The following is a 19224-nucleotide window of genomic DNA, read 5'->3' on the forward strand; positions in this document are numbered from 1 at the left end:
ATGGTCGCGCCACTCCCCACCCACGTCCCACCGGCAGCCGTCATCCCCCCGCTCCGCCGCCCGTACGCGGCAGTCTTCCGGGCGCTGATCTGCGCGGCAGTGATCACCGGCATCGTGATCTACCTCTCCACGGGGGTCAGCCCCGGCCACCTCCTCAGCTACTTCACGATCCAGTCGAACATCCTGCTCGCCCTCGCCTGCGCCCCCTCCGCGTACCGCGCCTGGACCGGCCGCCCGCCGCTGCCCGCCTGGGCCACCGCCGGCGCGCTGCTTTTCATCTGCATCACGGGCCTCATCTACAACCTGGTCCTGACGGGCGACCCGGCGGTCCAGTCCCCCACCGGCTGGAGCCAGGTGGCCAACGTCCTGGTCCACATGGTCACCCCCGCCGCAGCCCTCCTCGACTGGCTCCTGCTCACACCCCCCGGCGGCCTGCACCCCCGCCACGCCGGCCTCTGGCTGCTCTACCCGCTCGCGTACTTCGCCTTCGTCCTGGTCCGAGGCGCCCTGCTGGCCCCCGGCTCGACGGCCCGCTACCCGTACCCCTTCCTGGACGTGGAGCTCCACGGATACGCGGGAGTGCTCGGCAACGCGGTGATCTACGGCCTGATCTTCTACGCCCTGGCCCTGGCGATCGTCGGCCTGGACCGGATCCGCCCCTACCTGCACGGCAGCGGAAACCGGATTTCGCCTACGGCGGCTGGTCCGCTAAAGTAATCGATGTCGCCGCGCGAGCGGGCGGACATCGGGGTGTAGCGCAGCTTGGCAGCGCGCTTCGTTCGGGACGAAGAGGTCGTGGGTTCAAATCCCGCCACCCCGACAGCTAAAACAGCAGGTCAGGCCCGGTACTGAGAAATCAGTACCGGGCCTGATTTGCGTTGTCACACTAACTGACACACTAGCGTTTTGGATCTTGCTTGAAGATGCCGTCCATCGCGACCGCTCCGGTCTGGATCACCGGACGGATCTGCTTCCGGTAGACCTCCTCTGTGACGGCCGTACCGGAGTGCCCGACGAGCCGTGAGATCTCCTCCAGCGGTACGCCACTGTCCGAGAGCAGCGAGACGAAGCTGTGCCGCAGTTCGCGAGGCGTCCACTCCGCTGCGATCACTCCGTCCGCCTTCTCGATGGCTACTCGGAAGGCTCTCCGTACGTTCGTGGAGTCCAGTGCCTTGCCGACAGCAGAGGAGAAGACCAGGCCGGTTTCCTCCCAAGCGTCACCAGCGGCAAGGCGGTCCCACCCCTGGTCTTCCCGCTGCTGCCAGAGCGCTTCCACGCAGCGGGCAGGAAGGGCGAGCGTGCGCCGTGACTTCCGCGTCTTGGTGTCCCCGCCCGTACGGACCGACCGCCACACCGCGATGTACGGCGGAACGGCCGGCGTCACGTTCGGCTTGCCCTTGAGGAAGACGTGGTCCCACGTGAGCGCCCGCAGTTCTTCCGTACGCGCTCCCGTCAGAAGCGCGAGCACGATGTACGTATACATCGACGTCATTTCCGCTGCGGCCAGTACGGATTCAGCCTGCGCGAGCGTCAGCGCCTTGGACGGCCGTCCGGGCTGACCCGTCGGGATAGAGCACAACTCCACGACGTTGCGCTTCACCTTGTCCCGCGCCATCGCGCGCTTGACCGCGCGGTTGAGGCAGGAATGGATGCCTTGCAGAGTACGAGTGCTGAGCGACTTGGCTTTGACAGCAAGCCACTTGTCCACGTCCTCCGCACTCAGATCGCGAAGCTTCCGTGCACCGAGCGACGGAATCACGTGCTTCCGGCTGAGGATGGTGCAGGCGTTCAAGGTGGCCGTGTCCCGCCCGACCAAGCCGTACATCAGCCAGTCGTTCACCGCGGCCTCCACGGTGTATCCCGTGGGCGCGATGGCAAGCCCGTCCTCGTGGTCGCGCAGGACTTCCTTGAGCCTGTCTTTGGCCTGCGTCTTTGTCTTGCCGCTTGCCCGCTTCTGGATCCGTTTTCCGCTCGGGTCGTAGCCGAGACTCGCGACGGCAATCCAACGCTTCCGAGACTCGTGCCAGAAGAGACTTCCATCCCCCCGGCTCCTGCGCTTGGTCACTTCCTACCCCCTGCCTCGCGCTCCAGCAGCGCGACGTATTCGGTGATGGCGGATGCCGGGATAAGCCGCGTACGGCCCTGCTTGACGGTGCGGAGACGGCCCGCGCGAATCAGGTCGTAGATGACGGTCCGGCTCATGCTCAGAACGCGCATGGCGTCCACCACCCGGTAGAGAAGCGGCTCGGCAAGCACGGCCCGTTCGGATACGGCGAGGGTCACGGGGTCCTCCTCAGCGGGAGCGGCGCGCGCTCGGAACCGGACAGCCCGGACAGCTCCTCTTGGGACTGTCCGGGTCGTTCGTGCTGGTCAGTGGGGGTAACCGGACAGTCGGACAGCTGGGACACCTGCGGGGTGCCCCCTTGTGTCCGGGTCTCGGTGTCGGGGAAGTACCGGCCGCTGCCGTCCTTGGTCAGCTGTCCGTCTGCGGCCATGCGCGAGCAGGTGCGGCGCACGGTGTCGACGTCGACCTGGGGCAGCGCATCAGCGATGTCCTTGGGCTTAGCCCCGGGGTTCGCACGGACGTGGCGCAGGATCGCGGCGCGGGTGTCCCCGACGGTGTGATCGGTGGCCGGTCCATCGAGCAAGTGCCACGCTCCGGAGGCAGGTTGGAAGGACAGCGCGTATTCGGCTTCGTCCACATCGCGGCCGGTCACGTGCAAGATGCCGTCAGCCTGCCCACGGGCGCGCTTGAGCACGAGCGTCGCATCGGCCGCGCCTGCAATGCCGTTGGTCCCGGAGACCTCTGCGAGAAAGTCCTCGGAGGCCATCTTGCGGACGTGGTGGACCAGAACCACGGCAATGCCGTAGTGATCCGCGATGCGCTTCGCGTACCCGACCGCGACGTAATCCGCGTCGTACGCGGAAGCTCCCTGGGGAGAGGCGCCGCGCATCTTGGCGAACACGTCGATGACGACCATGCGGGCATCGGGGTTGCGGTCCAACCACTGCGCGATGGCCTCCACACCGCCCTGAGGGAAAGGCGGGCATTCGGTGACCAGGGTCAGCCCAGCAGGAGCGGGCTGACCTCCAAGGAGCTTGCCCATACGGGTCTGGAGACGGCGCGGGGTGTCCTCCAAAGCGAGGTAGAGCACCGGTCCGCCTTTGACGGGCACGGAGTCGAACGCCATACCGCCCGCAGCGACGGAGAGGCCAAGTCCCAGAGAGAGCCAGGATTTACCGACCTTGGGCGGTCCGGCCAGCAGGCTGACGCCTTCGGCGAGGATGCCGGGCACAGCCCATTTCGGCTCGGGGAAGTCCGCGGCCATCAGTTGGTCAGCGGTCCATGCGGTCCGCGGGCGCTCGCGCTTCGGCGGCGGGGTGGCGGCGGGCTGGGGGTCGCTGGGCACGGAGTACAGGTGCAGCGGGGGAATCGGGTTGGTGCTCATGCGGCCACCGTCCGGGGGCGTTTGGCGCCGGCGCGCAGGCCGGACGCGATGGTGCGCAGTGCCTCGCGTTCGCTCTGCCCGACCTGCGCGGCGGCAGCCGCGAGCTGGCTGGTGACGTCGGCTTCGGTCAGCTCTCCCCCGGCAACGAGCTGTCCCAGGGCGACGGAGGCGAGGTAGAGCGAGCTGTTGTGCTGCTTCGCCCCGGAGGCGGTGACGCGCGTCAGCTCCCCGTCGACCGCAGCGCGCAGCCACTTGCCGCGCCGGTCGGTGGCGAGCGTGATGGCGATGGGTTGCTGCGCGGGCAACGGGGCCGGACGCAGAATCTCAGCCAGCCAGGATGGCAGCGGAGCTACGGGCGCTTCGTGCGCGGTCTCGTACGGGAGCCCGTTGAAGGTGCTGCCCGCGGCGACCACGAGACCGCCCACGGCGCGGGTATCGACCTTCCAGCCCAGTCCCTTGCCGCTGTCCCCGGTCGTGTTGCGGAGCGGCTCCCCCTCGGGTGCGGTGAAGTAGAGGTGGGTGCCGCCGCTCCACGTGCGCACGGTGTACGTGTCGCAGGGGAAGGGCTGACCGTGGCGCTCGCACAGCACCGCGAGGACGTCGGCTCCGTCATGCACGCCATGCGCGGCCCATTCGGCCGGCGCAGTGTCGCCCTCGGTCTTGGGCCGGTCCAGATCAACAACGATCAAAGTGGAAGGGCCGGTTGCGATGCCAATGTTGTACGGGGCGTGGGCCCAGCAGCGGGCGATGCGCTCCGGGTCTGTGGTGGCGCGCTGGGCCCAATCCCGGATGGCGGGGCGCTTGTCGCCGGGGATGAGCGGGAAGACGTGCCAGCCGCGGGCGGCGGCATCCTGCGCGGCCTGGGGCAGCGCGGACGGTGTGGGTTGAGGCATTCTGGACCTCTCCTGTTCTGTCTTCGGACGGGGCGGGGAGAACCGCGGCGGCGGGCGACCTTTGCTGGGGAGTCCCGCCGCCGCGGCGTTGCTAGTGGTTGTTCGGGTTCTTGGCCCAGATCGCGTACTCCTGGCGGACGTAGCCGCGCGGCTCAGCGATGCTGTCCGGGTGCTCGGGCACGTACGGGCCGTCGCCGAATCCAGAGGGCCCGAGTCCCTGTTCGCGGTCGATGCTCAGCAGGCGGCGGGCCGCATTCACCGCGACGTCGATCGCGTCGGCGTAGATGCCCGCCTTCTCGTCGGTCACAGCGATGCGGTCAAGCAGAGCAGCCTTGCGGAGCCAGAACTCCCGGTCCGCCACTCGCCTGTGGAAGTCGGTACGGACGTAGGTGAGGGCCTGGTCGGCAGTCCATCCGATCTCGCGGAGGATGCTCGGAGCGAGCGCGTACGCGGCTTCCGGGGTAGGCCAATGCGATGCGTAGTGCGCGGGGTTGAAGACCATCACTTCTCCAGGTGGGTGGGGGCGGGGAGTTCGGGCAGTCCGGCCGCGGTGAGTGCGGCGGGGTCGTAGCCGGGCAGGGTCGCGCGGGTGATGAGCGCGGTGGCGAGCTGTTCGGCGTACGCGGCGCCGCTGCGGGCGACCTCGATCTGTGCCCCGGCGCGCAGGGCTTCGACGCGCTCCACATGGGCGTGGGTCTCGTGCCGCTCGCTGTTCTGGCGCTCGTAGGCCACGGCTTCGCGGCGGTCGGTGCGCCAGTAGCGGGCCGCGAGTCCGTAGGCAACCGCAGTGGCGAGCGCCCACAGCAGCAGCGGAAGCGAGATGCCGTCGGCGTATCCGGCGACCCCGGCCAGGGCCAGGGTTCCGGAGGTCGCGAACGCGGTCCCGGCGAGGGTGCTGTCACCGGAGCGGCCGCCCGCGGCGAATGCGCCAGCCACTGCCGATCCGGCGGCCAGGACGACCATCAACGCGGCGTTGCCGGTGCTGTGTTCGGCTCCGTTGGCGTTCCAGATCCGGCCCAGGATCAGCACGGTGGAAGTGGCGATAGCTGGGGCGGCCTTGGGCGCCGCGAGGGCGAGCCAGTGGCGGGCGATGATCGGTTCGTTCATGACGTGCTCCTCACAGGTTGCGGATGGCGTCGATCACGGCGGTACTGAGCTGGTTCATCGGGCCCGCTGCTCCGGTGCTGGCGAGGTAGAAGCCGAACATCACGGCGATGAACGCGGCCCCGTAGCCGAGGGTGTTGGAACGCAGCAGGAAGAACAGGACCAGTCCGAACAGGGCCACGAGCGAGACGGTGACGGCCATGGGCGGAACCTCCTTTCGGTGGGTTGGGGTGAGGGTCAGTGGGTGCCTTCGCGGTAGATGCGCTGGGCACGGTTGAAGAGCCAGCGGCCGATGCGTATCCGGCGCCCATAGCCCTTGCAGCGGCGGCAGTCCTTGCCGCGCTTGGCGTTGCCCTTGCGGTCGGTGGTGAGCTGGTAGCCGAAGCCCTTGCACTTGCGGCAGCGGCCGAACGGGCTGCCCGCACACATCGTCGCGTAACAGAACGTGATGGCGAACAGGCAGGCGATAGCAGCGGTGATGGGGGTCATCGGGGGCCCTCCCGGGCTGTTTTCGGGGTTTCTGCAGGTGGGGTGCTATCTGCTAGATCCCTGATGGGGTGCGCTTTGGGGTGCTAGCGGGGGTGCTACCGGTAGCAGGTGGGCCCGCTACCGGTAGCACCGCTCCGGGGTCAGGCAGCGCCCCGGTTTTCGTCACGCTGTGCGATGGCGGTGAGGAGGTCCGCGCGGACGATGCCGCGCCGGGTGGTGCGCTCCCCTTCGTCGGATGTCCCGGCGATACCGCGGGTGGTGATGCCGTGCGGCTTGAGCGCGGAGGTGACGTTCTCGCCCTTCCACCCGCCGTAGACCTCCGGGCGCAGCTCGGAGAGGCGAGCGGCGATCCGCTCGTTCCACACCCGCTCCTCAGCGGCGGGAACGACCGCGGCAATGTCGGCAAGCAGGTCGTACGACGGGCCCGAAGCCGTCTCGGACTCCGCTCCGATCGCGATCCCCGACAGAGTGCCCTCCGCCTTGCGCAGCGCGAGGGCACGCTGAGCGATGGCGTGGGTGGCGTTGTCGTCCAGGTAGGCGGTGCGCACCACCACGGGCAGCGTGGCGGCGCCGGCGAGGTAGCCGTTTCCGGCGTCGATCTCCGGGCGGAAGGACGTGGCCCGGACACCGTTCTTGTACGCGGAGGTGCCCAGGATCATGTCGTTCTCGACCTGCCCCGCGACGCGTAGGGCGAAGCGGATGGAGACGTTGCCGCTGATCCCAGTCGGCAGCGAGTCCTTGTCGGGGCGCTGCGTGGCCAGTACGAGCATGACCCCGAGCGCACGGCCCAGCTTGATGACGAACTCTGCGTCTTCACCTGCGGCTTTGCCGTACTTGGGGTGGGCGAACAGGTTCTGGCACTCGTCAAAGATGGCCAGCAGCGGCCACAGTTTCAGCGCCCGCTTATCGGCGATCTGCCGGGTGATGCGCTTGTCCGGGCACAGGTCCCGAGGCAGCTTCTTCATCGACGCAGCCCGGCGCATGACCTCCTCGCGCAGCAGCTTGAGGGAGTCGGCCGCGTACTTGATCGACTCGTCATCGATTCCGGAGACGAACCGGTGGCTGACGCATTCCAGTGCGTCCAGGTCACCGGTGCCCTTGTTCTCGTGCAGCCACAGTTCCACGGACGGGTCCATGGCCGCCCCGCACGCCAGCACCCGCACGGAGGCGGTCTTGCCCTGTCCAGGCAGCGAGCCGATCAGAACGTTGTGCTGGATCATCGGGACCGACTGCGCACGGCCGCGCGGGTCGATGCCGAACGGGATGCGCTTGAAGATGTCATGACGGCGGGCATTGGCCAGCGACCACTTGACGATGCCGGTCTTGGACAGGTCCCGGTCACCGACCCACAGGATGAGCCGTCCCTCGTGCTCGTTGGGGTCGGCGTCGGGCCACACGCACCCGAGCGGACGCCTGAGTCCGGAGGCGAGGCGGGCCCGACGGTCGGCCACATCCGCGACGGTCACGCCCAAGGGAAGGTCGATGTCCGCGCGCCAGCCCGGTCCCTCGCGAGTGATCGGGGAGACGAACCGGATGCCGTCCTGTCCCTTGGCGACCGCGGTGGCAATCTGGCCAATGCCGATGGACGCCATCGCCTTGACGACGATGTCGCTGGTCAGCTTCTGGACCTCGGTCTTGACCACGGCCCGCGAGGCGAGCGGCGCATCGGCCGGCGCCCCCGCCAGACCGAACCCGAACACGGCCACCACGACGGCAATGAACTGCGTCATCGGTGCAGCGCCGAAGACCAGGAACAGCAGCGTGACCAGGGCGAAGACGCCGCCCATGGCGGTCAGGATCATCCGCAGGCGCACCCGGCGATCGCGCTGCTTGGACAGCTTCAAGTACAGCTCGGTGTTCTCGCGGCGGGCCTCAGCCTGTCGCAGCGGCTCGCCCTCCGCGTCCACGGCCCACCGACCGACGCGGCCCAGGGTGTTGAGAGCACCTTTCGGGGAGCGCCAGACGAGCTTGGGCCCGTACTGGAACGGCACGCGCACCGCGTGGAAGGCGATGGTGTGCCCGGCGTGTCCGGCCAGCCAGCCCATCGCGTCTTTGAACTCTGCACGCGATTTCGCCCATCCGGGGATGACGTCCAGCCGCTTGGAGTTCTTGATCCGGTCGATCAGACCCGGGCCCGACACCGTCGGCGTCCGGGGATCCACCAAAGTCGGGGCGGAGGCATCCGACCCGGTCGGCTCCGAGTCGCCCGACCCGGACCCCTTGGAGTCGGGCACCGAGTCGGCCGACGAGTTGCCCGACCCGACAGGGGTGGAGTCGCCCGACCCGGTCCGCGCGGTGCGGGCCTTGCCGAGGTCGACTACCTCACCCTTGGAGTCGGTGTTCATCTCTGCTTCGAGCCGCTTGAACAGCTCGTTGTCATCGGGGTGCTTCACTGAGGGTTCCTTCCGTACTGCGGTTGGAAGGGGTCCGGACGACGCTTTGGACGGCTTACCGTCCGGACCCCGCTTGGCTGTGCGTGCCCCGGGCCGGATTCGATCCGGCACCCTCACGGCGTGGATGCCGGGGCGGGATGGTTCAGGCGGCGCGCTGTTCCTCGGGGTAGGCGCAGAGCAGGCACATGCCGAGTGAGGTCGGCAGGCAGTAGCTGTAGATCACGTGGCATTCGGGGCAGGTGCGGCGGGCCAGCATCGCCAGCGCGAGCGCACCCCACTTGCGCGACGTCATCGGCCGCACGGGCAGCGCGAGGTCGACGCGGTAGAGGTAGGCGACCTGCACCCCGGCCTTACGGCCGCGGTGGCGGCGCATCGCCTGTGCAGCGATGGGCTGACCTCCGGGGCGCAAACCCTGGGTACGGAGCTGTCGACGGGTGGCGTAGCCCTCGGGGGCAAGGCGCCACGGGTAGGTGGGAACCCCGAACTGGGCGCCGGTCGGGTCGTAGCACTGGGCGAAGGTGAGGGACATCAGGCCGCTGCTCCGTCCGCGTCAACCGTGTGCAACCGTCGCCCGTCAGACCGCTCCCCCAGCAACAGGTCGCGCAGGACACGGGAGTTAGCAGCGGAGCAGTGCAGCGTGGTGCGGATGGCCTCAGCGTTGATCGCATCGTCCGCCCACTCGGCTGTGGCCTTCCGCGTCTCGGCCAGCAGCTCAGCCGGAGTCCGAGCCGCCTTGGGCGCCTTGGCCTTGGCGGTGCGCTTGCGCGGCGGCTTGGCGCTCTCCTCCTGCGGGAGCGGTGCGGGCTTCTCCGCTGCCGGGGACAACTCCCCGAGCTTGAGGAGCACCCGCTCCGGGCGCGGGGTCTTCGAGCGCCAGCGGCGCCCATGCTCCTGCCGCAGCTGCGCACGGGCCAACTGACGCTCGCGCTCCCTGCCCAGCGCCACGGAGTAGGAGGTGACCTCCCACAGCGTCATCCGACGCCACAGCGAGAACGTCGACAGCGGAGCGAGCAGCCAGCGCGAGCGGCGGATCTTCTCCATCCGCCGGCCGGTCACTGCACCGATCCGCGAGGCGTACACGTGGGCGGCGACCTCGGAGAGGACCACCCACAGCAGTGGCATCGTGCCGTGCGCGAGCTTTGCCGACACGGACTGTCCGGCCGCGATGTTCAGCCAGCACGTCACCCCGGTCAGCACCCAGGGCACGAACCGCACCCAGCCCAACGGCATGTCAGTGCGGATCAGCAGCAGGAACGCGGCGGTGAACACGGGAATCGCCGTGTCGATACCGACGGGCAGCATCCACGGAGAGGCGAATCCCCAGCGGGCGCCCGCGGTCGACACCGCCTCGAACGAGGAAGCCAGACCCAGGCCGCCCACCCCTGCCGCGAGCACCGCGACCACGCCCAACAGCCACGTCTCCGGCGTCGACAACGGCGGAACCTGCGGCCGCGCGACATCGGTTGCGGTGGTCATGCCGCCACCCCCTTGCCGCGTCGGGTGATACCCAGCGGGAGAGCGTGGACCGCACCGCGAGAGAGCGGGCGCAGCAGCGGGGTGATGTTGAAGAGTTCCGGGGCGTGGGCCTCAATGGCCTGCGCGGCAACCCGGCTCACTCGGTCGGGCAAATCCGGCTCGTCCGCGAGGATGTCGCGGGCCGCGTCCTCGCGGGCCATGCGCTCCATCTCGCTCTCGCCCTCGACACCGAGCCACAACTCAACCGGTGTGCCAAGGGCAAGCTCTACGAAGTCTTCTGCGGTGACGGCCTGATGACCGCCGATGTATGCACGCATGTGGATCACTCCTGATGACGGAGGAACAGGGAGAAACCCGGCGGCAGGCGACCTTTGCTGGGGAGTCCAGCCACCGGGCAGAGAGTGGAAGTCCGAACCGTTCGGCTCCCCTGACCGACCGCGCGGCCGCGGACGCTCAGGGCAACCGCCAGCGGTCGGAACCGCTGGTGGATGCGTCAGTGCGCGGGGGTCTTGCCCTGCGCGGGCCGCCATCGGAGGTGGCGGTGGCCTCTTCACGCTGTTCAGTTCTCAAGGAACGGGCGCTTCCTTCGAGCCCGTTTCACGGGGCCCTCCGGGCGTGATTAGAGATTGACCTAGGTCAATCTGTCTGTCAAGAGGAGGTGCTGCGGGAATCCGAAATTGACCTAGGACAGTTACGCTCGGAGGCATGGAATCCAGCCCCGAAGCACCCAAGCCGACGGCCAAGGAGATCGCAGCGAAGTTCCGCGCGCAGATCACAGATGGCACGTACGGTCCTGGCTCCCAACTCCCCGCCGCCCGCGGGCTGGCCAAGGAGCTTGGCGTTCAGCTCATGACAGTTCAGAGCGCCTACGGCAAGCTTCGGGATGAAGGGTTGGCGCTCTCCCAGCAGGGCCGTGGCACCTTCGTTCGCGACCCTGCCGTTCCGCTCGGCACCCAGAGCGGGAGTAGCCCGGCGTTCACCGCGCTCGCCTCGGAGCTCAGCGTGATTCACGAGACGCTCCAGAAACTCGATGCCCGGCTCGATCGCCTTGAGCGGCTCGTTGGGCACGAGACTCCGCCCTCACCGTGAGTGCGTCAGCGCGATGCAGCAGCCGTTCGGCTGTGGCTCGCGCTTCACTCAGACTCGCTCTGATCAAAGCGAGCTCAGCGGGGGTGATTCCGCCCCGCTCGTTCCATCGCACGCTGGTCCCTGACATGCGAATGAGCATGCGACCGGGAAATGCAGAGGACCCGGACAGTGTGTCCGGGTCCTATCTCCTTGCAGGTCAAGCAGGTTGACGAAGCATCAGCAACAGGTGGCGTCGACCATGTTCAGCACTGCTCCCCAAGGGAGCCCCCTGCCGGGTGTCGCCTCGCGCGGCTCGAACAGGGGCCAGACCTCGGGCCCGTAGACGAGACGTACATCAGCCTCGCGCAGCGCTTCGATGTGTCGATTCCACGCGGGATGACGCGCGTGCGCAGCGTTGATGCGCGGGAAGATAACGACTGGCAGATCAAGGGTGCCGATCGCCTCCCCTACCTGCGTGAGCGCCTGATTATCGGCGATTCCCGCTGCCAGCTTGGCCACCGTGTTCGCGCTGGCCGGCGCAACGACGAAGCAGTCCACGGGCGGGTGCGGTCGCGCCTCCCCCGGCAGCCGCGGCGCATCGCGTACGGGCAGGCCCGTCAAGTCTTCCAGCTTCTCGACCTCTCCGAGCGCCCGCAGCCACTCGCCCGCGGTCGGCGTCAGCGTCACCGCCACCTGCCAACCGCGATCGAGTGCGGGCTCAACAAGCCCTGTCCGCAAGGCCTCCACTCCGCCGGCCCCTGTACCCACGACTCCAAGCACCCCGCGCGCTTTCGTACTCACTGCACCGCCTTGCATCGCTGAGCCATGACGAACACCTCGGCTGACCGGGCTCCACCCGTCACGGGGGACTGCTTGATGAGATCACGCAACGTCTCCCGTACCCGGGGATTGTTCCGCACGAGCTGAGGCGATGTGCTCTCTGCGGTGCGCAGCTCAGTGAAGGCGTCGTCCCCACGACCCGCGAGGGTGAGCGCGCGGGCGTAGTCGATCCGGTGGGAGACACCGCGCTCCGGTGGCATGTGGTCCACATCGACCTGACCGTGTTCCACAACGTACGAGATGTTCTCCAAGTCGAGCTCCGCCGACAGCCTATGGAGCATGACGTTTGTCGGCCCGAAGCTTGTCTGCCAGTGGTTCGCGTCGGAGCCCAGCCGATTGGCCAGTGTTTCCGCACGCCCAAGCAAATTCGTCGCGGTGCCCCGGTCTTGGTGGCGAGCCGCAGCGATGGCCGCACGCAGATAGATCATGCCCAACAGGCTCAGAGCCTCCGGGTCATCCTCTTGGATCTGAGGTGCCAGCCACGTGGCAGTGGTCTCCCCCAGCTCCATCGCGTCGTCATAGCGACCGTTAGCAAGCAGCGCGTGAGTGCCGGACCGCGCCGCAGATGCGAGTACCAGCGGATCACCAGACTCATCCGCCGCGCGCATCGCACGCTCAGCAGCGAGCCAAGAGATATCTGACTCGCCCACCTTCGCCAGGGTGGTCGCCGCGAGATGATGGGCCCGCGCCGAGACAGCCCAGCAGTCCCGGCGCTCCTCTGCCGAACGGACCGCCCGGTCCTCCAACTCCTGAGCCGTCTGGAGCAGGCCAGGGAGCGCAGCTACTACGCTCCCAAGCCGACCCGCTTGGTAGTCGTCCCACGTCCGCTCAACGATCGGCCTTACCGGCCCGGGGGCGGGGAGTTGCGTATCGGCCTGCGGGCCAAAGAGCAGCCGGGAGAGACGACGTGGGCTCATGAGCGCATCACGTACGGCCGGTACGTCGTCCTGCTGTTTGTCGTCTTCCATCAGGACGGGTTGCCCGACGATGTCCCCGAGCGAGATCCGCAGCACCCGCGCCAGCTCGGCAAGCATGTCGATGCGGGGCGGTTGACGCCGGCCGGTCTCCGCCTTGGCAAGCCAGTCAGTGCTACGGCCCACAAGCCCAGCCAACACCTCTTGGGTGTAGCCACGGCGCTTGCGGTAGAAGGCGATCCGTTCCCCGATGCTGAGGTGATCTCCAAGACCACGCATGCGTACTGCCTCCTGGCGAGTAGGGGCCTGCTTCACCGTACCGAGGCGGTGGCGAAGCGGACAGACGGTCTCTGACCTGCCTGCTTCACTCGATAGTGAAAGACGTGACTCAAAGGAACCCGGACGGACTGTCCGGGTCTGCGATGGCCGCTACCGAAGGCGTGCCAATTGACCCCAGCGTCCAGCCTGTTATCTACCGCAAGGCGCGGCCAACAATGGTCGCTGAGGCGTCAGCGCCCTGCGCCTCAGCGTGTTGCAGCGTGGGCCAACGCCGAAGGACACGGGCTTCGCCAGTTACAGCGAGGGCGCGCCTTTCCAGTTCTTTGTGACCATGGTGCCCGCTGGCGTACTCCGAAGCAGGTCCCCTCAGCCTGCGGCCACCATCTTGTTGGACCATCGAAATCGCCCTGCGATCGGCAGTTGATCAGCCAGTCCGTGCGTAGTCAGCACAGCAAACTGGAGCAGGACGCTGAGGGCGTTCCTGGCGTGGTGTGAATGGATAGAAATCTTGGCAGCCGGAGTCAGCGTCACGATTCCCGCATAGGCAGGAGGCTTCTGAGCCTTGTCTTGATGAGCGAAGCCGTGACGAACCTTGACCATGGCGTCCAGGAACGACGCGGCATCGGCCCCTTGGTAGTTCGTGGCTCCTACTCGCCAAGTACTGCCCTTTCCCAACTCGGCAGGGGCAACCTCTACTGCCCACTCCCAGTCGGGCGTCGGGTCGTATCGAAAAAAGGTCCAATAGAGCTTGCGCAGGTTGTAGGGGCTCGGCGTCTGCACCATCCCGTACTTGCCATCGATCTGGTACCAGGGCGATGGCGGAGTTGCCTGCGGATCGAGTGGTTGCGCGGTCAACGCAAGATCTTCGTTGAATGCTTCGAGCGCCCCAACGGCAGCCACTACGACGGCACGATTCAGGGAAGAGTGCTGCTTCCCCGGCTGTCCACCGCCAGTCTTCCCCTTCGCACGGCGGTCCGCCGTCGTCTGCTGGAGACGCTCTTGGATCACATCATGTAGCCGCTGAGCGTCGCTCAGGTAGTCAACCATGCGGTCCAGCGGGCCTTGGAGGGGATGCAACGCCACGATCTAGTGCCTCCGCATGGTGTGGGACCGCATGTTCATAGAACAGACCAGTCCGCAGGCTACCGGGGCAACTCCCCTGAGGTGCTGCGATCACCGCAATCAACCACCCCCGGTGGCACAGCTTTACGTCTCCTCAGACTTCGGAGTCACACGCTCAAGCTTCGTCGCCACACAACAGCCGAACTTACTGGTGCCATATGCCCACCAACCCCGTAGAATCGAACACAAGCTCGATTGCATGGTGCAGGCGGTTTGACCTAGCAGCAAGTAGCGGAGAGAGCCCAAGCATCGGAGCCCGAGTGATTGGATGAGGTGCCTGATCCGGGCCTAAGTCGTTGATGTAGTCGCACACGACCGTGAGACGTGTGTGGTGCGAGGAGGGGAGGCAGTCTGTGAGCGATCACAGCAGCATCGAGTGGACGGAAGCCACCTGGAATCCCACAACCGGGTGCGATCGCGTTTCCCCGGGGTGCGACAACTGCTATGCCTTGGCGCTGTCAAAGCGGCTGAAGGCAATGGGCTCAAGCAAGTACCAAACCGACGGGGACCCACGAACATCCGGACCAGGGTTCGGCGTCTCGTTACACCAGGACGCCCTTCAGGTGCCGTACCAATGGCGTAGTCCTCGCACCGTCTTCGTGAACTCCATGTCTGATCTGTTCCATGCGCGCGTACCGCTTGACTACGTGCAACAGGTATTTCAGGTCATGGCCGATACCCCCCAGCACACATATCAAGTACTCACTAAACGAGCCCACCGCCTGCGCCAGGTTGCCGATCGCCTGGAGTGGCCATCGAACCTGTGGATGGGGGTGTCAGTCGAGACTGCGAAGGAACTACCGCGGGTTGACGACCTGCGCTTAGTGCCGGCCGCAGTTCGGTTCCTCTCGTGTGAGCCCCTGCTCGGCCCCTTGAGGAACTTGAACCTGGACGGGATTCACTGGGTGATCACGGGGGGTGAATCCGGCCCTCGTCACCGACCGATGCACGAGGACTGGGCAACCTCGATCCGTGATGCGTGCCAGGCAGACGGTGTGGCGTTCTTCTTCAAGCAGTGGGGCGGACGCACCCCCAAGGCCAACGGGCGTCTGCTGCAGGGTCGCACCTGGGACGAACTCCCCGCTCCCGTCAAGGCCTAGGCCAGACTCAGCCCCGAGAACTCGTCCAATCGAACACGGCAAGATGGATGCGCTCGCGCGCGACCCGACCCAAAATGTCAGATGCAACTGCATCCAACATGGAGGGGGCGGGATCTTGATCGAGCCCGAGTTTGCAGATGGCGAAGAGCTCTTACTCAGTGGCGAGTCGGCGGGCGAGGAAGTCACCGATGCCACACGCCAGTTCTTTGTGAGCAAGAAGGCAGCCGCCCTCTTGAAACACGAGATTCTCCAGCGGTATGTGAAGCCCTTCGCCGCCAAGGTAGGCCGGTGGGCACCAGGCGGCCGAGTCGTGTACCTCGACGGATACGCAGGTCCGGGACGCTACGAGGACGGGACACCCGGGTCGCCAGCTTTGATCTTGGACTCCGCCGCCGAGGTAGCCAGCATCCGCCAGCTCGACTGCTACTTCATAGAACGGCGCCGAGCGGACTACAGGCGACTGGACCAGCTCGTCTCAGAGGCCCGCGGGCGCGGTCTTACGGCGGAGGCGCTCAGCGGCAAGGTCGAGAAGCATCTGAGCTACGTGCTAGAGCAGGCCCAGGGGGCACCACTACTTGCCTTCATCGACCCATTCGGATTGGGGCTCAGCTTCGACGCCTTGACCACCCAACTCTTTGGATCACGGGAACCCGCTGGGGCTACAGGCCGGGACGCAACCGAAGTGCTGCTGAACTTCAACGCCAATGCCGTACGCCGCATTGGTGGGCTGCTGACCAGCACCAAAGAACCACGAGGGAAGCAAGCAACCCTCCAAGCGATGGACGCGGCCTGCGGAGGAGACTGGTGGCGCGACGAGTTCTTGGACTCAGCTGACAACCGCGAGGCAGTCGAGCGCATCGCTGGTGGCTTCGCTCAACGAGTAGGAGCCGCCGTTAGAGCTCACTCATGGACCCTCCCAGTGCGCAATCGAGAGCACCACCAACCGGCTTACCACTTGGTGTTGTTCAGCCGCCACCGAGATGGCCTCTGGCTCTTCGGTGAGGCAATTAGCCACGCCCAAGCGCAATGGCGCCGCGAGATCCTCCCTCCGTCGAGGAACGGCACTCTCTTCGACGAATCCGACCTCTTCGAGCAAGAGGAGGAGCAGAGGGCGCGTGGATGGATTGATGAAATCAAGCGGAACATACTCGGTCTGCTGCAGCAGCGCGCTGTCGTCGGCGTAGATCGCTATCACGAAGAGATCATGGGAAGCGCTCTGGGCGAGGCGCGGCAGATGCACATCCGGGCAGCCATCAAGGAACTACACAAGGATGGCAGGACTGCGTGCGACGGGAAGGGATCCATACCGAGCATGCGGATCACGCGACCAACCATCCGCCGATAGCCAGGAGGTAGCGGATAGCAATCTGCATGGATCGGTGTCCCAGCTGTCCGGCTGTCCGGATACACCTTCTGACCTGGGATAACCAACCGGACAGCAGAAACAGCAGCTGTCCGGGCTGTCCAGTCCCGACGGGCTGTAACACCCCGGGGTGTTGCAGCCCGTCGGCGAAGCCGACCCCTGAGGGCGTAGGCGCCGAAGGCGACTTCCGTACTGATCTCTTGTGTCCCCTCTGTCGTGATGAGTGCCGAGGCCGACAGAGGGGAATCTCTCCTGCCACAACGCACCCGGGGAGGGAACAGCGTGACCAAAGATCGCGAAGCTATCTGCCACGAAGACGGCATCATCTGGACCGAGGACATCAGTACGTTCGACTACGTACGCCAGACGCTCGTTGTCGACGCCAGCACCCGTCGGCGTCCTGTGTCCTGGCGCGGACAAGGCCGTCGCGTCGGGTACTCCGTACTCAAGCCGGGCTCTCCGAGCGGAGATTCGCCGGGCGGGTTCGTCCGACGCGTGTTCTGGGTGAAGGATTACGACCGCTCCGAACAGCCTCGTGGGACCTACAAGACCACCACCCCAAGCGAGGGCGTTGATCCCCGCACTGTCGCCCCGGGCGTCTGGGGCGACCTGACTGACCGCGCCTGGGGCGGCCGCCTCCCTGTGACGCCAGACAGCGAGACGGATTCGCAGCCTGAGAGCGCCATGGGCGCGAAGCACGAAGCCACACAGCAAGCAGTCAAGGAAGCATTCGCCGACTGGCTCTACCTGCATAACGTCTCGGTCCCGGACACCATGGGAGCCGCGGTAAGCGAGGCCTTTACGCGATGGCTGAACACTCACTCGGAGCAACTTGTGGCCGCGATTGCTGAGGCCGTGGCCAACAAGGCATCGCTCCCTGATCCGCCGGCCGCACAGGACGAGACCTGAAGCGTGTAACACCAACTGACACACAACGGGCTCGCACCGCAGCGCACAACCACGGACGTTCAGGGACAGTTCCTCCAGCTCAGGCCCGTACAGATCACAGCGCAACGACATGATCGGATTGCTTCGGGACGAAGAGGTCGTGGGTTCAAATCCCGCCACCCCGACAGCTGAAACACCAGGTCAAGGGCCTGATCCTCTCTGAGGGTCAGGCTCTTTCTGCGTCTCCGGAGATCGTTTGGGAGAAATCTGGGAGAAGATCTTGGTCGGGTTCTCCCAGCTGTCCGCCCGGCCCACGTCGGCTTCGACTCGGCGGCGGTCTCTACCGCCCCACGCAGATGCAAACCAGCCAGCCCCTCATGGATGCGCACTTGTGTGCGCCCACTGACTCAGCCATACCGTCCGGCCCTGGACGGCACTGACGGAGCACGGTCAGAGGGGGAGCTATGACTGATGGAGCGAAGCCGGCAGCACAGATCCTGGACGGCCTGACCAGGCGGGCGCACGTGCAGGTTCGCTCGTCACGGGACCTGGTCGAAAACGTGGCGACCGAAGCGCAGGCAGAGGACAAGAAGCGCAAGGGAAAAGAACTACCGGTCCTGCGCCGACGCTCGGGCCTCCGCCCAGTCCAGGGGCGCGGTGCCGCCCAAACAATCGAGATCACCCCCTGGCAGGCACTGCATGCCATCGGGCGAGGGCTCGTTCTGGCGCGGCAGGGAGCAGGCCGGGGTCTTGCCGAACACTGGCAGAGCTTGAAGTACTGCCAGGCACTCGGTCAGGACCGGGCGGGATACCTGGAACTGTCGAGTGAGGGACGGAACCCGGAACGGTATTACAAAGCGAACCAATCGTCGGAGATCGGCATCGGTTTCGCCGTCCTCGTGGCCGAGCAGTTCCTCAAGGACCGGTATCCCGACCACATGGTCTCCCTCATCGACTCCGACATCGCCTTGCAGGCCGGCTGGGCCCTCAGGAACAAGGGCCCCGCGAAGGGTCGGCGACCGGAGGCCCTGCTTCGGCGTCCGAACTTCATCCTGGAGGTCTGGCGGCCAGGGGAACCGTCTCGTGTGTTCTTGATCGCCAGCAAGGGGACCCACGGCAAGCCCGCGCAGGTGTACGCCCAGCTTGCGACAGGCACGGCCCACCTGGATTCGGTACATATCGGGGCTTACGGGCGCACTCCCGGATTCCTCCTCGGTACCGAGCTCGCCGACAAGGGAAGCATCGTCGTACACGTAGTCGAGGCGCCTGGAGAGGTCTTGCTCCGGCCTGGCCGCGGGGAGAAGGACACACCGAACCTGGATATCGAGCTCACGGACCGAAACGAACACACCACCATGAAGATGCCGTCACAAGCGCGCAGCAGCGACGTCAACGACTTCGGGTTTCAGGTGAGCACCGATCTCTTCGGCTGGTTCAGTCAGGTGCTGGCCCGCACGGAGGCAGCCGCGCTGACCGCATTCACAGGAGGAGGGCGGCCCACCGCTCAGTACCTGACGAAAGAACAGGGCAAACGGCACTTCGACCTGCCGATGTATGCAGGTGCCGACAGCGTGAAGGACGCGGAGTACACGATCCACGGCACCAATTTCGTGGGCACCGATCATGTCTTCCGTCTCAACAAGACCCGCGTGGAAGCTTTCTCGGGCCTGGCGGAGCCACTGTTCAACCACCTGGAGCACGGAGACGTCGCGTCGTACAGGCAAGAGGTATACCGAGAGCGGGCGGACTGGCCAACCTCAACGACAGCCCCGAAGTGGGGGCCGGTGTCGATTCGCCCCGACGGCTCCGTCATGGCGATGCGCATTCTCCCACCCACCACGTAGCG

General features: G+C 66.4%; 21 protein-coding genes and 1 tRNA gene. 7 read left to right on the plus strand and 15 right to left on the minus strand.

Features of this window, described 5'->3' with window-relative positions; all coding sequences use genetic code 11:
• Together AB0H78_RS00855 and AB0H78_RS00860 are read left to right on the plus strand one after the other, a co-directional pair.
• Positions 1-717, plus strand: a complete 717-nt coding sequence (locus AB0H78_RS00855) for a Pr6Pr family membrane protein (RefSeq protein WP_363232022.1) — start codon at positions 1-3, stop codon at positions 715-717.
• A gap of 29 nt (positions 718-746) precedes the next feature.
• Positions 747-820: transfer RNA gene (locus tag AB0H78_RS00860), tRNA-Pro, on the plus strand.
• Between the two features lie 78 nt (positions 821-898).
• Here the strand turns inward: AB0H78_RS00860 and AB0H78_RS00865 are convergent.
• From AB0H78_RS00865 to AB0H78_RS00920, 12 genes are all read right to left on the minus strand, one after another.
• Positions 899-2065 (minus strand): site-specific integrase, encoded by a 1167-nt coding sequence (locus tag AB0H78_RS00865; protein ID WP_363232023.1) that lies wholly within the window; start codon positions 2063-2065, stop codon positions 899-901.
• Positions 2062-2283 (minus strand): helix-turn-helix domain-containing protein, encoded by a 222-nt coding sequence (locus AB0H78_RS00870; RefSeq protein ID WP_363232024.1) that lies wholly within the window; start codon positions 2281-2283, stop codon positions 2062-2064. Before AB0H78_RS00870 ends, AB0H78_RS00865 begins: the two co-directional genes overlap by 4 nt.
• The gene (locus AB0H78_RS00875) at positions 2280-3449 is read right to left on the minus strand and encodes an AAA family ATPase (protein WP_363232025.1); all 1170 of its coding nucleotides are present in this window, start codon (positions 3447-3449) and stop codon (positions 2280-2282) included. The genes AB0H78_RS00870 and AB0H78_RS00875 overlap by 4 nt, the downstream gene beginning before the upstream one ends.
• The gene (locus tag AB0H78_RS00880; RefSeq protein WP_363232026.1) at positions 3446-4342 is read right to left on the minus strand and encodes a bifunctional DNA primase/polymerase; all 897 of its coding nucleotides are present in this window, start codon (positions 4340-4342) and stop codon (positions 3446-3448) included. Before AB0H78_RS00880 ends, AB0H78_RS00875 begins: the two co-directional genes overlap by 4 nt.
• 91 nt (positions 4343-4433) lie before the next feature.
• Positions 4434-4844, minus strand: a complete 411-nt coding sequence (locus tag AB0H78_RS00885; RefSeq protein WP_363232027.1) for a hypothetical protein — start codon at positions 4842-4844, stop codon at positions 4434-4436.
• Positions 4844-5449: a hypothetical protein gene (locus AB0H78_RS00890; RefSeq protein WP_363232028.1), complete on the minus strand. Its 606-nt coding sequence runs from the start codon at positions 5447-5449 to the stop codon at positions 4844-4846. Before AB0H78_RS00890 ends, AB0H78_RS00885 begins: the two co-directional genes overlap by 1 nt.
• Positions 5450-5459: 10 nt before the next feature.
• Entirely contained in the window at positions 5460-5648 is a 189-nt protein-coding gene (locus AB0H78_RS00895; protein WP_363232029.1) for a hypothetical protein, read from the minus strand.
• Between the two features lie 35 nt (positions 5649-5683).
• Positions 5684-5935, minus strand: coding sequence for a hypothetical protein (locus tag AB0H78_RS00900; RefSeq protein ID WP_363232030.1), 252 nt, complete (start codon positions 5933-5935; stop codon positions 5684-5686).
• A 140-nt stretch (positions 5936-6075) separates the two neighbouring features.
• Complete coding sequence (locus AB0H78_RS00905) at positions 6076-8328, minus strand: FtsK/SpoIIIE domain-containing protein (protein ID WP_363232031.1); 2253 nt, start codon at positions 8326-8328, stop codon at positions 6076-6078.
• 142 nt (positions 8329-8470) lie between these two features.
• Complete coding sequence (locus AB0H78_RS00910) at positions 8471-8857, minus strand: RRQRL motif-containing zinc-binding protein (RefSeq protein ID WP_363232032.1); 387 nt, start codon at positions 8855-8857, stop codon at positions 8471-8473.
• Complete coding sequence (locus tag AB0H78_RS00915; protein WP_363232033.1) at positions 8857-9804, minus strand: DUF2637 domain-containing protein; 948 nt, start codon at positions 9802-9804, stop codon at positions 8857-8859. The genes AB0H78_RS00910 and AB0H78_RS00915 overlap by 1 nt, the downstream gene beginning before the upstream one ends.
• Positions 9801-10121: a hypothetical protein gene (locus tag AB0H78_RS00920; protein ID WP_363232034.1), complete on the minus strand. Its 321-nt coding sequence runs from the start codon at positions 10119-10121 to the stop codon at positions 9801-9803. Before AB0H78_RS00920 ends, AB0H78_RS00915 begins: the two co-directional genes overlap by 4 nt.
• Positions 10122-10509: 388 nt before the next feature.
• Between AB0H78_RS00920 and AB0H78_RS00925 the strand changes: the two genes are divergently transcribed.
• Positions 10510-10893 carry a winged helix-turn-helix domain-containing protein gene (locus tag AB0H78_RS00925; RefSeq protein WP_363232035.1) on the plus strand — a complete coding sequence of 128 codons (384 nt, stop codon included), beginning with the start codon at positions 10510-10512 and terminating at the stop codon, positions 10891-10893.
• Between the two features lie 216 nt (positions 10894-11109).
• On the opposite strand, the gene AB0H78_RS00930 is transcribed toward AB0H78_RS00925, so the two are convergent.
• From AB0H78_RS00930 to AB0H78_RS00940, 3 genes are all read right to left on the minus strand, one after another.
• Positions 11110-11688: a flavoprotein gene (locus AB0H78_RS00930; RefSeq protein ID WP_363232036.1), complete on the minus strand. Its 579-nt coding sequence runs from the start codon at positions 11686-11688 to the stop codon at positions 11110-11112.
• Complete coding sequence (locus AB0H78_RS00935; protein WP_363232037.1) at positions 11670-12905, minus strand: helix-turn-helix domain-containing protein; 1236 nt, start codon at positions 12903-12905, stop codon at positions 11670-11672. Before AB0H78_RS00935 ends, AB0H78_RS00930 begins: the two co-directional genes overlap by 19 nt.
• 366 nt (positions 12906-13271) lie before the next feature.
• Positions 13272-13952, minus strand: a complete 681-nt coding sequence (locus AB0H78_RS00940) for a hypothetical protein (RefSeq protein WP_363232038.1) — start codon at positions 13950-13952, stop codon at positions 13272-13274.
• Between the two features lie 428 nt (positions 13953-14380).
• Here AB0H78_RS00940 and AB0H78_RS00945 point away from each other — a divergent pair, with 428 nt between their 5' ends.
• The 4 genes from AB0H78_RS00945 to AB0H78_RS00960 all read left to right on the plus strand — a co-directional run bounded on the left by AB0H78_RS00945 (position 14381) and on the right by AB0H78_RS00960 (position 19222).
• Entirely contained in the window at positions 14381-15127 is a 747-nt protein-coding gene (locus AB0H78_RS00945) for a phage Gp37/Gp68 family protein (protein ID WP_363232039.1), read from the plus strand.
• Positions 15128-15242: 115 nt separating this feature from the next.
• Entirely contained in the window at positions 15243-16472 is a 1230-nt protein-coding gene (gene tcmP / locus AB0H78_RS00950) for a three-Cys-motif partner protein TcmP (protein ID WP_363232040.1), read from the plus strand.
• 300 nt (positions 16473-16772) lie between these two features.
• On the plus strand, positions 16773-17399 hold the full coding sequence (locus tag AB0H78_RS00955; protein WP_363232041.1) for a DUF6009 family protein: 627 nt from the start codon (positions 16773-16775) through the stop codon (positions 17397-17399).
• 443 nt (positions 17400-17842) lie between these two features.
• Positions 17843-19222 (plus strand): hypothetical protein, encoded by a 1380-nt coding sequence (locus AB0H78_RS00960; protein WP_363232042.1) that lies wholly within the window; start codon positions 17843-17845, stop codon positions 19220-19222.
• The last annotated feature ends 2 nt before the right edge of the window (positions 19223-19224 follow it).

Source organism: Streptomyces sp. NPDC050738 (genome assembly GCF_040654175.1).
Lineage (GTDB): Bacteria > Actinomycetota > Actinomycetes > Streptomycetales > Streptomycetaceae > Streptomyces.